General features: G+C 65.8%; 15 protein-coding genes. All 15 read right to left on the bottom strand.

The window, feature by feature from the left end:
• Positions 1–2: 2 nt before the first annotated feature.
• The 15 genes from ACTEK7_RS20500 to flgA all read right to left on the bottom strand — a co-directional run bounded on the left by ACTEK7_RS20500 (position 3) and on the right by flgA (position 15,021).
• The gene (locus tag ACTEK7_RS20500; protein WP_225146815.1) at positions 3–1,235 is read right to left on the bottom strand and encodes a flagellar hook protein FlgE; all 1,233 of its coding nucleotides are present in this window, start codon (positions 1,233–1,235) and stop codon (positions 3–5) included.
• A 106-nt stretch (positions 1,236–1,341) separates the two neighbouring features.
• Positions 1,342–1,923 (bottom strand): transglycosylase SLT domain-containing protein, encoded by a 582-nt coding sequence (locus ACTEK7_RS20495; RefSeq protein WP_057030130.1) that lies wholly within the window; start codon positions 1,921–1,923, stop codon positions 1,342–1,344.
• The gene (gene fliK / locus ACTEK7_RS20490; RefSeq protein WP_225146814.1) at positions 1,874–3,217 is read right to left on the bottom strand and encodes a flagellar hook-length control protein FliK; all 1,344 of its coding nucleotides are present in this window, start codon (positions 3,215–3,217) and stop codon (positions 1,874–1,876) included. The genes ACTEK7_RS20495 and fliK overlap by 50 nt, the downstream gene beginning before the upstream one ends.
• Positions 3,214–4,392: a chemotaxis protein gene (locus ACTEK7_RS20485; protein WP_225146813.1), complete on the bottom strand. Its 1,179-nt coding sequence runs from the start codon at positions 4,390–4,392 to the stop codon at positions 3,214–3,216. The genes fliK and ACTEK7_RS20485 overlap by 4 nt, the downstream gene beginning before the upstream one ends.
• Positions 4,389–5,702, bottom strand: coding sequence for a MotB family protein (locus tag ACTEK7_RS20480; protein ID WP_225146812.1), 1,314 nt, complete (start codon positions 5,700–5,702; stop codon positions 4,389–4,391). Before ACTEK7_RS20480 ends, ACTEK7_RS20485 begins: the two co-directional genes overlap by 4 nt.
• Positions 5,703–5,708: 6 nt before the next feature.
• Positions 5,709–6,404, bottom strand: a complete 696-nt coding sequence (locus tag ACTEK7_RS20475; RefSeq protein ID WP_036027422.1) for a FliH/SctL family protein — start codon at positions 6,402–6,404, stop codon at positions 5,709–5,711.
• Positions 6,401–8,026: a flagellar basal-body MS-ring/collar protein FliF gene (gene fliF, locus ACTEK7_RS20470; RefSeq protein ID WP_225134443.1), complete on the bottom strand. Its 1,626-nt coding sequence runs from the start codon at positions 8,024–8,026 to the stop codon at positions 6,401–6,403. The genes ACTEK7_RS20475 and fliF overlap by 4 nt, the downstream gene beginning before the upstream one ends.
• Positions 8,027–8,322: 296 nt before the next feature.
• On the bottom strand, positions 8,323–9,237 hold the full coding sequence (locus tag ACTEK7_RS20465) for a flagellin N-terminal helical domain-containing protein (RefSeq protein WP_057030126.1): 915 nt from the start codon (positions 9,235–9,237) through the stop codon (positions 8,323–8,325).
• 271 nt (positions 9,238–9,508) lie between these two features.
• Complete coding sequence (locus tag ACTEK7_RS20460) at positions 9,509–10,417, bottom strand: flagellin N-terminal helical domain-containing protein (RefSeq protein WP_057030125.1); 909 nt, start codon at positions 10,415–10,417, stop codon at positions 9,509–9,511.
• 255 nt (positions 10,418–10,672) lie between these two features.
• Complete coding sequence (fliP, locus tag ACTEK7_RS20455; protein ID WP_225112060.1) at positions 10,673–11,413, bottom strand: flagellar type III secretion system pore protein FliP; 741 nt, start codon at positions 11,411–11,413, stop codon at positions 10,673–10,675.
• Complete coding sequence (locus ACTEK7_RS20450; protein ID WP_225146811.1) at positions 11,410–11,853, bottom strand: flagellar basal body-associated FliL family protein; 444 nt, start codon at positions 11,851–11,853, stop codon at positions 11,410–11,412. The genes fliP and ACTEK7_RS20450 overlap by 4 nt, the downstream gene beginning before the upstream one ends.
• Before the next feature lie 42 nt (positions 11,854–11,895).
• Positions 11,896–12,603, bottom strand: a complete 708-nt coding sequence (gene flgH / locus ACTEK7_RS20445; protein ID WP_057030122.1) for a flagellar basal body L-ring protein FlgH — start codon at positions 12,601–12,603, stop codon at positions 11,896–11,898.
• Positions 12,604–13,350, bottom strand: a complete 747-nt coding sequence (locus ACTEK7_RS20440; RefSeq protein WP_225146810.1) for a MotE family protein — start codon at positions 13,348–13,350, stop codon at positions 12,604–12,606.
• A 67-nt stretch (positions 13,351–13,417) separates the two neighbouring features.
• A complete protein-coding gene (flgI, locus tag ACTEK7_RS20435) occupies positions 13,418–14,548 on the bottom strand; it encodes a flagellar basal body P-ring protein FlgI (protein ID WP_036007006.1) in 1,131 nt (376 codons plus the stop codon).
• The gene (gene flgA, locus ACTEK7_RS20430; RefSeq protein WP_225146809.1) at positions 14,545–15,021 is read right to left on the bottom strand and encodes a flagellar basal body P-ring formation chaperone FlgA; all 477 of its coding nucleotides are present in this window, start codon (positions 15,019–15,021) and stop codon (positions 14,545–14,547) included. The genes flgI and flgA overlap by 4 nt, the downstream gene beginning before the upstream one ends.
• Positions 15,022–15,031 lie beyond the last annotated feature (10 nt).

Below are 15,031 nucleotides of genomic sequence, written 5' to 3'. Positions count from 1 at the left end.
ATTCAGCGCTTCAAGTTGACGACGACATCCAGCAGATCCGAGCCGGTCTGGAACGATTTCGAGTTCGCCGTGAAGCCGCGCTGGGCCTCGATCATGCCGGTGAGTTCGTCCGCAAGGTCGACGTTGGAGTCCTCCAGGGCACTGGACTGGATCGTGCCGAGCCCACCCGTGCCGGCATTTCCGACCTGCGCGTTGCCGGAATTCATGTTGGTCGAATAGACGTTGCCGGGCTCGGGCGTCAGATTGTCGGGGCTCGCGACGTCGGCGAGCATGATGGTGTAGAGCGTCAGCTGCTGCCCGTTCTTGAGGATCGCCGTCACATGGCCGGCATCGTCGATATCGACCTTGTCGATCGCCGAGGGAACGCTGCCATTGACAGTGGCCTTGAAGCTGAAGTCGGTGCCGACCTGGGTCAAGTTCGACAGGTCAAAGGTCATCGCCGCACCTCCGGGAACGGTGAAGGCGAGACCGGTCGGGCTCGCCGCGGCGAGCGCGCCCCTGCCGGCCGCCGTGGTGTCGAAGGTGAAAGTGGTGGCGGCGCCGAGCGAGGTGCCCGTCGCGGAGTCGTAGACCCCGATCTGCCAGGTATCCGAGCCGACAGCCGTCGCCGTGTGGGACATATAGACGTCGAGCGTAACGGCCTGGCCGATATTGTTGTAGGCCACGATCGAGCTCTTCGATGAATATGACGCCGGGCCGGGCGGGCCAGCAATGACAGCCGCTTTCGGATCCAGGTTGCCGGTCGTGAGCGTTCCCGCCGTTGACGGCACCGGCATCTGCGAGACCTGGGCGATGTTGACGATCTGCATCCCGGACAGGCTGTTCTGCGAGAAGTTGGTCACGTTGCCGGGCTGGCCGAGAAGATAAAAGCCGGCCGCGTTGACCAGATTGCCCTGGCTGTCGGGCACGAACGAGCCGGCCCGCGTCAGATATTGCTGCGTGTTGTTGGCGTTCGACACCACGAAGAAGCCATTGCCCTGGACGCGGAGGTCCGTGGTCGACGTGGTATACTGCGTATTGCCGCCGTCGCTGATGGCATAGCGGACCTTGGTTTCGACCGCGCCGGAATCGTAATTGCCGGAGCCGCTCTTCAGGATCAGCGAGGAGAATTCCGTGGAAGCCCGCTTGTAGCCCGTCGTGTTGACGTTGGCGATGTTGTCCGAGACCGTCGACAGCTTGTTGGACTGCGCGTTCATCCCGGAAACGCCGGTGCGCATAACACCATACAGGCTCATGAATTGGGCTCCTTTGGTAGGTTGCAGCTACAATGGGGGTTCTTGCTTGCGCGGGGCTGATGATTGGGCGCGATGCACAACTTGTCGTGGTCCGGTCAGCTCTGCTTCAGCTCGTCTTGGGCTGGCAGAACGAGCGCGCCTTGTCCGTCCACGCGCCGAAACCGCTCGAGACGAGATGCGCAACGATGTGACAGACATAGCGCTTCTGCGCCGGCTGATTGTTGGGACCCGCGTTGTAGCGCGCGACAGCCATGGTCCAGCTGCCCTCGCGCTGCTTCAACTCCTTCAGGAACCGCGCGGCGTATTCGACGTTCCCCGCGGGATCGAACATCGCCCGGACCGAAGCGAACTTGTCGCCGTGATAATAATGGTTGATCTGCATGCAGCCGAGATCGATCAGCTTGATGCCTTTGCTGCGCATCGCCTCGAAATTCGCGATTGCATCGTTGATGTCCTTGGCGAACACGGTCTGGCCGTCGGCCCCGAGCGCGTAAGGATGGAGCGCGCCGCGCCGGCCGGTCTCGGTGAGGCCCACCGCATAGAGAATGCCGAGCGGAATCCCATGCTGCCGGGCCGCGCGCGTCATCTCGCGCTCGCAGGGGCGCGCAGTCTCGGCGGCGGCTTCCGAAGCGCTCGCGTTACAGATAAACAGGGCCGCGACGGTGATGCGGCGCCACGTCCTGCTCATGACGCGTCTCCTGGTTGAACTGGCGCTCCTGGCGAGCCTGTTTCGCGCCGCCGTCGGATTGCCCCGACGACGTGCCGGCACCGCCGAACGCGCCTTGCGACTGCGGCGAGGATTGTTGCTGGCCCGAGAGCTGGGGCTGGGACTGGCCGGAGCCGCTCTGGAATCCGTCCAGCGAGCCGTGCTGGACCGGCGCGACGTCGGCGACGTAGCCGGCCGACTGCATGAGCTCGCGGATCTGGTCGCGCTGCTGGTCGAGCATCTGGCTCGTGTCCTTGCGCTCGGCCGCGAGCTGGACGGACACTTCGGTGCCGACGAGACGCAGGCGCACCGTGACGTTGCCGAGGGCGGGCGGTTCGAGATTGACCGTCAGGATCCTGAGCGGCTGATCCGGTGCGTTGGTCTGGGATGCGGCGAGATCGGGTGCCGCGGACGCAGCCGGTGCCGAGGACTCCTTCAGCTCGGCGACGACTGCATTGGCAACCTGCTGCGGGGCGTTGAACTGCGCCGGTGGCAGATGGGTTTCCTGCTGGACCACGGTGACCTTGGTTGTCTCGGGTAGCGCGGCGCGCGCCGAAGCCTTGGCAGCGCGCTCGACATCGGCCGTAACCGCCTCGAAGCCGGGTGATGCCGGCCTTGCGCTCGAGGCTTCCGCACCTTGCGTCAGCGCAGATTGCGACGCCGCCATCGCTTGCGAAGCCGCCGCCTGCGAGCGCGCGCCGGCCGGGGCAGGACTGGATGGACCGGCATCGCCGGTCGCCGCCTTCACCGCGCCCGGTGCCTCGTGCTTCGCCGAGGGCGACCGCTCGTCACGCGCGGGCGCGTCCTTGTCTGCGGAGGGCACTTGCATCTGCGGTTTCACGGCAGACACAGCAGCGATCTCCTGCCCGACCATCACAGCGATGCCGGATTGATCCTGGCGATCTGTCCCGGTGAGATGATCGACCGGACGTGGTTGCTCCGCCAGCTTGTCGGACTTGGTGTCGGAGGTCTCGTCCATGGACTTTGGATCAGCAATGGTCGCGACGCGTTCGCGCGGCGCCGCCTCCTTCGGCTGCTCCTGCTCGGCCGGATGGATCGAACGCGTGCGCAGCGTTCCGGTCTTCGCGGCCGCCTCGCTGCCGTCTTCGCTCAGCGCCTGCTTGGCGAGATTCGAGACGGTGTGGAGCAGATCGTTGAAGGACGAGTTCGCCTGTGGTTTGGTCGCGGCACCCTTTGCCGCGCGCGACCCGCGCATGTTGAGACTCTCGGCGAGACCGTTGAAGAGCTGTCCGGAGGTTCCGCTGAGCTTGGTCATGGCCGGCGATCCTTGGTCAGGAGTTCGAGCTCCCCGAGCTGCTTCTGCGCGCGTGCGAGCGTCGCGGTCGATGACGCCAGATCGAGTCGCGCCGGCGTTGCCGGGGGCTTATCCGCCGCCGCGGCGGATCCGCCCGCGAACGGCTTGCGGACGTCGAGCGCGAGCTGCACCGTGGCATTGAGAAGGGGGACGTCGCGTTCGGGCAGCTTCGACCGGTCGAGCGCCTTCAGTTCGGCGAGACCGCCGTCATATTCGTCGGTGAGCACGCGCGAGGCGCCGCGGAGGAAATGGGCGCGCTCGCGTTCCGCCGATGTATCCGCGCTGAGGGTCAATGCCCGCTCGCCGGCCAGCCGGGTCACGGTCAGCCGTCCGCGCACCATCGCGGCGCGCGCCATCATGAGATAGAGCTTGAGGCGGCTGGCGCGATCGATCTGCTCGAGCAAGGCTGAGATCCGCGCAAAGCGGCGCTCGTCGAGTGCCAGGCTCGATTGCGTCAGCCCCGCGGAGAAGCGCTGCCAGAAATCGCCAGCATAGATCGAGTTGCGGTAATGGCGGATATAGGCCAGCGTCAGGAACTCGAACTTCTCGAAATCCTCCGCCTGCCCCACCAGCAGGATCTCGCGCCGCAGGGCCGCCTCCTCGACCAGCGTGCCGGGCAACAGCAGGCGCGCATCGTCCAGGCGCTCGATCGCGAGCGAGGCCTCGGCGCGCGCGAACAGCGCGCCCTGAACCAGCGCGACCTGTCCGCCCAGTCCCGAAGGAATCGTCCGCGGCTTGATCTCCTTGAGCAGCTCCCGTGCTTCCTCTTGGCGACCCTCGACATAGGCGAGCGCACCGTTGAACAGCCGCTCGTCGACGGTCAACTTGTCGCGCGGCAGTTTGCGGACGATTTGCGGCGCACCGCCGCTGAGCAGGTAGATAACGACCGCCTGGCCGTTCCGCGGATTGCTCCACACTGCGGGATCGGCCGCGAGAAACTTCTCGCCGATTTGCCGGATCAGCGCGATATGACTGCCATGTGCGGCGGTGTCGCCATTGGCGATGCCGTCCTGCACCGCTTGCAGCGCGCGGACGAGCTCATAGGGTTCGCTGCCCTGAGGCGCAGGCTGGGCAAGCGCATTTGCCGCGATGAACGGCAGCAGCAGCAAGACGGCGCGGCGCAGCAGCCTGATCAAGGGCGCTTCTCCCGGATCAGGATTTCGATCCGGCGGTTCTGGGCGGCCGCCGGGTCGTTGGGGAACTTCGGCCGCCGATCGGCGTAGCCTTCGATGTGCTCGATCCGCCGCGCATCGACGCCGGAGCGGACCAGCATGTAATAGGCCATCTGCGCACGAGCAGTCGACAGCCGCCAATTGTCGTAAGTTTCCGACCGGTACGGCCGATTGTCGGTATGCCCGCGGACGATGATCATGCCCTGGCGCTTCATCAGCAGCGGCCCGATCTTGTCGATCACGCGGATCAGCTCGGGCCGCGGCTCCGCCGAGCCGACCGCGAACATGCCGAAGCTCGCATCGTCGGTGAGGCTGACCAGGAGCCCTTCCTCGACCTGACGCACCTCGGCCGCCGGCCCCGCCCCTGCTTTGATGTCCGACAGCGCCTCCGCGACCGCGGACTGAAGCTGCTTGAGGGTGGGCTGCTGTGTTTGCGCCGCGTCGCGCGCCTCCGGCTCCTTCGCCGCATCGTTGGGACGAGCCTGCGGGGCGGTGCTCACCTGGACGCCAGCTTGGGCGCTGCCCTCGCGCGGCGACTGCGTCGGTGCGGCGCCCGGCGGCATCAGCGGCGATAGGCTTGCGGACGAGCTCTCCGGGCCCGGAGCCACGTTGCCGCCGGCATCATCCGTCCTGCTCCGGCGCGCCTGCACCTCGCCCGGATTTGCTCCGGCTGCGCCGTCTCGCGCGGAGGCATTCGGCTTCGGCTCGCTCTCGATGAAGCGATCGGCGTCCTTGGACGCCTGTGGCGCCAGCTTCCAATAGCCCGGATCGAATGGATCGCGATAGGCATCGCCCCCCTTGAGGCCGTCCTCTTCAGCGGAGGTCAGAGCGCCGGCGCGCCGCTGGCCCGTCGACTGGTTCGCGCTGTTGGCGATCTCGGCGAGCGTCGCATAGGGGTCACGGAACAGGACCTTCTCCTCGAAAGAGGCCGGCTTCTCAGCCGTCGGAGAATCGCCGCGCCTTTCCTCGTTCGTACCGGCCGGCTGACGCTTGCCGTCCTGGCCTTCGAACGACGACGGCTCCTTGTTGGAGAGATCCTTGAGGCCCTTTGGGGCAGGTGAGTTCTCAGCGAGCTTGATCGGATTGAAATAGCTCGCGACGACCTGCTTCTGGTCCTGGTTGAGCGCGTTGAGCAGCCACATGACCAGGAAGAACGCCATCATCGCGGTCATGAAGTCCGCATAGGCGATCTTCCAGACGCCGCCGTGATGCGCCTCCTCGGCGAAGGCGCTGCGGCGGCGGACGATCACGATCTCATGCTTGACCTCCTCCATGGCGGACTACCGGCGCGCTTCCTTGAGGCGTTCACTCCAGGCGGAGATCTGCGTCTCGATCACGGTCTGGTCGGCCACGACGCGCACCTCGAGCGTCTCGGCGGCCACGTATGCGATGCCCGTTCGCCTGGACGCCTCGAGCTGCGTCTTCACGAGGTCCAGCAGCTCGCTCGGGCCGGTGACCTTGAAGGCGGGCGCCGACGAGCTGCCGGTCAGCGCCGCGATCTGCTCGACCAGCGATCCGATCGCCTTGTCGCGCACCGCATCGGCGAGGAACGGCAGCAGGATCCGCGCCACGGAGCTTGCGATGTTGGTCTCGATCTCGCGGCAGGCCGCCTCGAAGCCGCTGACGATCGCGACCGCCTGCTGGTCGGACCATTTGGCCCGCTCTTCGCCGAGCCGGATCGCACTGCGGACGCGCTCCTCGGCCAATTTGGCGTCGCCTTCCGCGACGCCCGCGGCATGGCCGCGCCGATAGGCATCGTCCAGGAGATTGACCGGCGGCGCTTCCGTCGCGGGCGCAGGGGACTGAGCCTGAAGCTGCGTGTGGGCCTGCGGCTGCGATTGAGGCTGCGGATCGCGCCTCGCCTCCTTTGGCCTGGTCAGCACGTCCTGGATTTTTGGAGGCGGGGGCGGCGGCGACGACTTGACCCGGCCGTTCGCATCGAACTGCGTCAGGAGTTTTCCGATTGCCGCGTTCATGCCGCCTCCTCGCGTCGCATCCAGTCTTTAAGGATCGCCGCCGCCTGCGTCTGATCGAGCCGGACGATCTGCTCGAGCCGCTTCTGCGGCGTTCGCTGCATCTTGCCTTCGAGGTCTTCGACGAGGTTGAGCTCGGCCTCCTCGCCGTCGGGCAGCGCAAGGGCCGCCGAGGCCTCGAGCTGGGCGGCCTCGGCCGCCTCGGCCTGCTCCTGCTCCGCGCGATGGGTCAGGATGCCGTTGACCGCCGGCCGCAGCCCGAACCAGACCAGCATCGAAGCCACGGCCAGGATCGTGATCGCGTTGATGACGCTGCCGAGCTGCTTGTTGATCATCTCGACGAAGCTGATCGGCGGCACCGGCGCCAGCTCACGCGAGCCCTCGATGAAATCGACGGCCGTCACCTGGATCTGATCGCCGCGCGCCTTGTCCAATCCGCCCGCGGTCGCCGCGAGCTGGCTGATCTCGGCGAGCTTGCTGTCGATGATGGCCTGGTTGCTCTTGTCGCCGAGATCGGCGACCAGCCGAGCGCGATTCACCAGGACGGCGATGAACAGCTTCTTGACGGAATAGCCGTCGCTGACCGTCGTTGTGGTCTTGGAGGAGACCTCGAAATTGGTGACGTCCTCGCGGCGGGTCTTGTCCTCGCTGGAGTTCTTGCCGCCGCCCGCATTCACCTGCTGGTCGGGGAGATTCTGCTGCACCGTGGTCGGCGACGAGCGGTCGGCGTTCTGCGAGGATTCCTTCTCGCGTACGGCCCGCACCGAGCGCTCGGCGCGGTTCTCGGGATCGTAGACCGTCTCGTTGATCTGCCGCTTGTCGGTGGACAGCTGCGGAGCGACGCTCACCTCGAAGTTGTCGAGGCCCAGATACGGCGTCAGCGCCTTGCGAATGCTCTCCTGCACCATGCCGCTGACCGTCTTCTGCAGGCTCGCCATCTTGGTCGGCGCGGCGCTGGCCTCGTCCTCTTCGGCGAGCAGCATCGAGCCGTCGGCATCGAGCACCGTCACCTTGTCGCGGCTCATGCCGGGAATGGCGGCGGCGACGAGATGCCGGATTGACTGCGCCGTGCGCGCCTCGATCGCGCCGTCGGTGCGCAGCACGACCGATGCCGAAGGCGGCTGCTGCGTGGCGCGGAACGAGCCGCGCACCGGCAGCACGATATGCACGCGCGCCGCCTTCACGCCCTTCATCAGCTGGACGGTGCGGGCGATCTCGCCTTCGAGCGCGCGCAGCTTGGTGACCTCCTGCATGAACGAGGTCAGCCCGAGCGAACCGATCTTGTCGAACAGCTCGTAGCCCGAATTGGCGCTGGTCGGCAGCCCCTTCTCGGCCAGCAGCATCCGCGCCTGCATGGTCTGGCTCGGACGCACCGAGATCGCATCGCCGGCGGAATTGACGTCGAAGGTGATGTTCTGCTCGCGCAGCGCCGCGCCGATGCGCGTCACGTCTTCGCGGGTGAGGCCGGTGTAGAGCGTTTCGAACTCGGGGCGGCTGAGATAATAGGCGCCGCCGACGACGGTGACGAGAACCGCAAAACCGATCAGTCCCAAGGCCATCAGGCGTCGCGGCCCAAGCTCCAGCAGATTGTTGAGCAGTTGCTGTACCTGCGCACGACTGAGCATATGACCTCGTACCAATGCGAATGGTGACGACACTCAGCTGCCAACCTTGTCTGAAGGTTGCGCGAGGCGCGAAGGTGTGGGTTCGCTGGCGAGGCGTTGCAATTATGCAAGACGAGGCGACGCAATCGGTTTGGCAGCCGCGAGCGAGCGCTCGGGCGCATTGCAGCCCGACCGGCTGCGGCGTGTCGCAAGACGTATGACGAAGGTTCGATTGCCGGCATATCGCGTGTCGGCGCCCACCATCACGGCGGAGACCGTGCTCCCTGGGGGAGCACGGTCGTTTTCGAGAGCGCCGCTTAGCCGCGGAACAGCGACAGGATGCTCTGGCTGTTCTGGTTGGCGATCGACAGCGCCTGAACGCCGAGCTGCTGCTGGGTCTGCAGGGCCTGAAGGCGGGTCGATTCCGCGTTCATGTCCGCGTCGACGAGCTGGCCGACGCCGCGATCCACGGAGTCCATCAGGGTCTTGACGAATTCCGTGTTAGTCGAGATGCGGTTCTTGACCGCGCCGAGATCGGCAGCTGCCGAGGCCACCGAGTTGATGGCGGCGGTGACCTGCGCGATGTAGGCATCGAGCGTGGTCTGGTCGGCCGCCGAATCGGTCAGCGCGGAGATGTTGATCGTGTCGACCGAGGCGCTGCCGGCCACGGTGTCCAGGATGCCGGTCTGCGTCGTCGAGTAGAGCGTGTAGTTGGCGGTCGTCACCGTGATCGAGCCGATGGTGGGCGTACCGCCGACGCGGGAGTAGGACGAGACGAGGTTGAAGCTCGTCGGGGTGGTACCCGTCGTCGTGCTCAGCCAGTTGATGCCGTTGAAGGTCGCCGAATTGGCCTTCAGCTTCATGTCCTGCTGGATCTGGGTGATGTCCGCCTGGATCTTGGTGCGGTCGATACCCGCGGTCTTGGCTTCGACCAGCAGCGCCTGGAGCTTGGTCAGGCCGGATTCCTTGTCGCCGATCACCGAGGTCAGAGCGGTGTATTCGGTGTCCACGGTCGCAGCCGACAGGCCGAGCGAGTCGGAGACAGCGGACAGCGCGGCGTTGTCGGAGCGCATCGACGTTGCGATCGACCAATAGGCGGCGTTGTCCGAAGCGGTGGACACGCGCTGACCGGTGGAAATCCGGTTCTGCGTGGTGGCGAGTTGCGTGCTGACAGACCGCAGGGTCTGCAGCGCGGTCATGGCGGAGGAGTTGGTGAGAAGACTAGAACCCATTTTTGATGTCCCTTTGAAGATTGACTTGAGTTGGGGACATACCGGGCTTGCACCGGTACGACAGGGCGGCGTCATGCCTTTGGGCGTGCCGCAAACGCGGGTTCAAGGCCCAATCTGTCGTAGCGGCGAGGTTAGCGAGCGAAGCTTGTGCGGGGCTTGTGGCCTTGTGTTCCGGCCGCAACAGGCGGCCGGACTTGGGCACGCGTGGCCATACCCAAGCGAAAGGGCCGCGCTTCGCGAGAAGCGCGGCCCTCCTCCGATGACCTCCGTCTTAGCGGAACAGCGACAGGATGCTCTGGCTGCTGTTGTTGGCGATCGAGAGCGCCTGCACGCCGAGCTGCTGCTGGACCTGAAGGGCGGCCAGGCGGGTGGATTCCGCGTTCATGTCGGCGTCGACGAGCTGACCGACACCGCGGTCAACCGAGTCCATCAGCGACTTCACGAAGTTCGTGTTGGTTGAGATACGGTTCTTGACGGCACCGAGATTGGCGGCGGCCGAGGCCACCGAGTTGATCGCAGTCGTGACCTGCGCGATGTAGCCATCGAGCGTGGTCTGGTCGGCCGCCGAGTCGGTCAGCGCGGCGATGTTGATCGTGTCGACCGACGCACTGCCAGCCACAGTATCCAGAATGCCGGTCTGCGTGGTCGAGTAGAGCGTGTAGTTGGCCGTCGTCACCGTGATCGAGCCGATGGTGGGCGTGCCGCCGACGCGCGAGTAGGATGACACGAGGCTGAAGCTCGTCGGGGTGGTACCCGTCGTGGTGCTCAGCCAGTTGATGCCGTTGAAGGTCGCCGAGTTGGCCTTCAGCTTCATGTCCTGCTGGATCTGGGTGATGTCCGCCTGGATCTTGGTGCGATCGATACCTGCGGTCTTGGACTGGACCAGCAGCGCCTGGAGCTTGGTCAGACCCGAGTCCTTGTCGCCGATCACCGAGGTCAGAGCGGTATATTCGGTGTCGACGGTCGCGGCCGACAGGCCGAGCGAGTCGGAGACGGCAGAGAGCGCGGCGTTGTCGGAGCGCATCGACGTTGCGATCGACCAATAGGCGGCGTTGTCCGACGCGGTGGCGACGCGCTGGCCGGTCGAGATCCGGTTCTGCGTGGTGGAGAGTTGCGAACCCACAGACCGCAGGGTCTGGAGTGCGGTCATGGCAGTCGAGTTCGTAAGCAGGCTTGACATTGCGAATGTCCCTTTATGTACGCGTTTACATTTTCACGAGGGGACATACCGGGCTTTCACCGGTACGGAAGGGCGGCATCATGCCTTTGGACCGATCTGTGTGGGTCCAACCCGCCGTGCCGCATTGCTAGCACGCCGAATCTTGCTTCCGGATTAAGACGAGCTTGAATTCCGCAGTAGAATCATATGGTTAAAATAACGCGCCGCTAACCAAATCCAGCACCTTTCGCTTAACCATAACCGGCCGGCCAGTGCTCACGAGAACGAGCGGACCAGCCCGGAGGCCAGCAGATTCCAGCCGTCGATCAGCACGAAGAACAGCATCTTGAACGGCAGCGCGAGGATCGTCGGCGGCATCATCATCATGCCCATCGACATGGTCAGCGTCGCCACGATCATGTCGATCACCAGGAACGGCAGGATGATGAGGAATCCGATCTCGAACGAGCGCCGGAGCTCGGAGATCATGAAGGCCGGAATGATGACGCGCAGATCGACCCGCTTGTCGTCGAACTTCCTGCGGAAGCTTTCGGCGGCGAGCGCTTCGAAGGTCTGGAGATCCTTGTCGCGGACATGGGCCAGCATGAACTCGCGGAACGGATCGGTGATCTTCAGATAGGCTTCCTCTTCCGAGATCTCGTTCTTCATCAGCGGCTGGACGCCGGTTTCCCAGGCCCGGTCGAAGGTCGGCGCCATGACATAGAAGGTCATGAACAGCGCGAGACTGATCAGCACCAGGTTGGCAGGCGTGGTCTGGAGGCCGAGACCTGCGCGCAGGAACGACAACGCCACCGCAAATCGCGTGAAGCTCGTCACCATGATCAGCAACCCCGGCGCCACCGACAGCACCGTGATCAGCGCCATCAGTTGGATGATCCGGCCGCTTGTCGAGCCGTTTCCGGGCGGCAGCAGCGAATTCAGGTCGGGAATCTGGGCCAGCGCCGCTTCGGGCAGCACGACCAGAACCAGCGCGAGCAGCAGGACTTTCACCCTCACTGGATCACCAGCGTTTCGATGATCAATTCGCGGACCTTGCCTGACGAGCGGATACTGGCGCGCTCGGTCAGGTCGTCGCGCAGATGCTGGAGCCCGCGCGATCCTTCGAACTGCGCCACTGTCGCCGACCGCAGATAGGTCACGATGTCCTCGCTGATGTGGGCGGCCAGAATGCCGGCATCCTCGTCGCTCATGCTGTCGGTCACCATAGAGGCTTCGATGCGCGCCCAATTGTTGGCCGGCGCGGCGAGATTGGTCACGATCGGGGACAATTTCCGGAGCCGCGCACTGCCGGTGTAGCTCGACGCGATCGGCGGGGACGTGGCGTTCTTCTTCGCGTCGGCAACCCGCTCGGCGGTCGCGATCAGATGCAGACCGGCAATCGCGCCCGCGCCGATCGCGATCAGGGTCAGCACGACGATGGCAGCGATCAGGCGCATGGCGTCTCCTGCCATCGCGGCGCGATCCAGCCGGCTCGGGCCTCAGAATGGTGCCACGGCGTCATAGATCCGGTGTCCCCATCCAGGCTGCTGCACGTCCGACAGATTTCCGCGCCCGCCATAGGACACGCGCGCCTCGGCGATCTTGTCGTAGGAGATGGTGTTGGCTCGCGAGATATCGCGCGGACGCACGATGCCGCCGACCTTGAGCACGCGCATCTCCGTGTTGACGCGAAATTCCTGCGAGCCGCTGATCATCATATTGCCGTTCGGCAGCACGTCGGTGACGACGGCCGCGATCGAGAGCCTGATGTCCTCGGTGCGGTCGATCTGGCCGTTGCCCTTGATCTGGGTATTGGTGCTGAGATTGGCGTTGGCCGAACCCGTGTCGTTCCATCCAGCGATGTCCATCAGCCAGTCGAGCCCGAACTTGACCTGCGAATCGCGCGAACGGCCAGTCTTGTTGTCGAGCTTGGCCTTGTCCTGCATCGAGATGATCACCGTCACGACGTCGCCGGTGCGGCGGGCGCGCGGATCGCGGTAGAGATCGGTGCCGTCGTCCCAGGTCGAGCGATAGCTGACGGGCGTGCGCATGCGCGGCGTCACCGGGATCGGATCGGCCTGCATCCGCAGGCCGCTGCCGACGGGCGACATCTGCGGACCGGTCAGGACTTCGGCCGGATCATGGAAGCAACCGGCCAGAAGTACGGACGCCGCGAGCAGCGAGAGGATGAGGATCGGCTTGGTCATCTATTTGCTCTTTCCGTCGTCCACGCGACGCATGCCGCCGAGCAGGTCTGCGAGGTGCGCCGCGCGTGCCGTGTCCATCTCGTTGAAGATCGCGCTCGAGCTGCGCGGGCTGAGCTTGGCGAGCACTGCGGCGGCGGTCTCGTCGGCCATGCCGGCGATCTGCGTCGCCGCAGCTTCGGGCTTCATGCGCGAATAGATCTCGACGACGCTCGCTTCGGCCTTCTTCAGGAAGTCGTCGCGCAGCGCCATCCACTTCTCGTATTCGGCGCGCTTGGCCTCGACCTCGGCGATGCGCTCGCGCAGCAGGCTCTCGGCCTTCTCGAGCTCCTTGAGCTGCCAGGCCAGCCTGGCATCGACGGCGGGATCGGCGACGTTGCTGCAGAACAGCGCGATTTCGTTGTCCGGGGGCGGCGCAGCCTGCGGCGGTGCAGGCGTCGGCGGCGCCGTGACGCTGCCAGGCTTAGCCGGACGGGCAGGCGCCGGTGTCTCCGGCACCGCACCGGTGACCGCGGGGCCCGAATCTTCGGCCGCCCATGCCGTGGCCCGGACCGACGCATTGTCGACAGGTGTCGCGGTGGCCGACGGCTGCGGCTTCTGCGGTCCGCCAGCGCGGGCGCGGGCGAAGGAGAGCAGGTTGAGCGGTTTCGACGGCTTGGCCTCGTCCAAGGCGAGCGCGGGCGAGGCGCTCGCGAGCATTGCTGCCGCGGCCAGCAGGAGGAGTTTGCCTTTGTGATCCAGCTTCAGCATCGGGCCGCGTGCGATTCTCGCTTCAGACCTGAGCATTGAGCGACCAAGCTTGCACGACGCTTGCGCATCATTGCACGATGACGTCGGCCTGGAGCGCGCCTGCCGTCTTGATCGCCTGCAGGATCGCGATAATCCCCGATGGCTTCAGGCCAATCTGGTTCAGCCCGCGCACCAGGCGCTGGAGATCGACCCCGCTCAGGATCGCCACCTGCGATCCGGCCTCGTTGGCTTCGACCACGGTCTGCGGGACGACCACCGTCTGTCCCCGCGAGAACGGCGCCGGCTGCGACACAACCGGCATCTCCGTGACGCGAACCGTCAGATTGCCGTGGGTCACGGCGACGGTGGATATCCGCACGTCGCGCCCGATCACGACCGTGCCGGTGCGCTCGTTGATCACGACCCGCGCCGGCGTATCCGGCTCGACCACCAATTCGCCAATCTCGGCGAGGAAGCGAACAGGGCCGACATGACGCGGCTTCGACAGCACGATGGTGCGGTAGTCGCGCTCGAAGGCGATCTGCGCGCGGTAGCGACCGCCGGCGTAGCGGTTGACAGCGTCGAGGATGCGCGTTGCGGTGACGAAGTCCGGGTTCTTCAGCTGTAGCACCAGGAACTCCATCTCGTGGAGACTTCCCTGCACCTCGCGTTCGACCAGCGCACCGTTCGGGATGCGCCCGGCCGTCGGCGTGCCCTGGCTGACGTTCTGCGCCTGGCCTCCGACGCTGTAGCCGGCAACCGTGATCGCGCCCTGTGCCACCGCATAGACGGCGCCGTCCGCCGCGCGCAGCGACGTCATCACCAATGTGCCGCCGAGCAGCGACGTCGCATCGCCGAGCGAGGACACGGTGACGTCCATGCGCTCGCCGGGCCCGATCGAAGGCGGCAGGTCCGCCGTCACCATCACCGCTGCGACGTTGCGCGTGCGCAGCGTGGTCGGACGCGGGGGATTGTTGGTGCTCGTGGTCTCGTTCCTGACGTTGATGCCCATGTTCTCGAGCATCGACTGCAGGGACTGTTCGGTGAACGGAGCGTTGCGCAGCGTGTCGCCGGTACCGTTGAGGCCGATGACGAGGCCGTAGCCGACGATCTGGTTCTCGCGCAAACCCTTGATGTCCGCGATGTCCTTGATGCGGACGGCGGCCTGGGCGCCGGCGGCCGACACCAGCAGCATGAGCGCAAGCAGGAGCCTGGTCATGACCCGTCCATGACCTTGACGCTGCCGTCCGGCTGGACGACGCCCCTGATGATCACGCCGGTGTCCGTGTTGCGCACGGGGATCAGCGCGCCGGCCGCACCCGACTGCATGGCCGAGCCGTAAGTGACGATGGACAGGCCGCTGTCCTCGACCACGACCTTGACCATGGCGCCGCGCGCGACGGTCCAGGGGTCCTCCACCGCATTGGTTGGAATGGGCTGGCCCGGCAACAGCGCGCGCCGCGCCATGCGACCGACCAGGATCTGGCGTCCCTCGATGAACATTGCGACGCCGAGCAGGCTCGGCGCGAAGGCGCGCTCGGTGATCATCTCCTCGCGGATTATCTCGCCGGCGCGGATCGAGACGGCCGGTACGGGAAGCCGCTTCTCCTCGGCCGCGGCGGCCCGCGCCGCGGCGAGAACCAGCAGCACGGCGGCCAACCCGCGCACGATCAGGCCCACCCTGTTCAACATCGAGACACCG

The organism is Bradyrhizobium sp. JHI2711 (assembly GCF_056156565.1).
The sequence above is the reverse complement of the archived record's forward strand: the minus strand, read 5'-3'. Positions and strand labels throughout refer to the sequence as shown.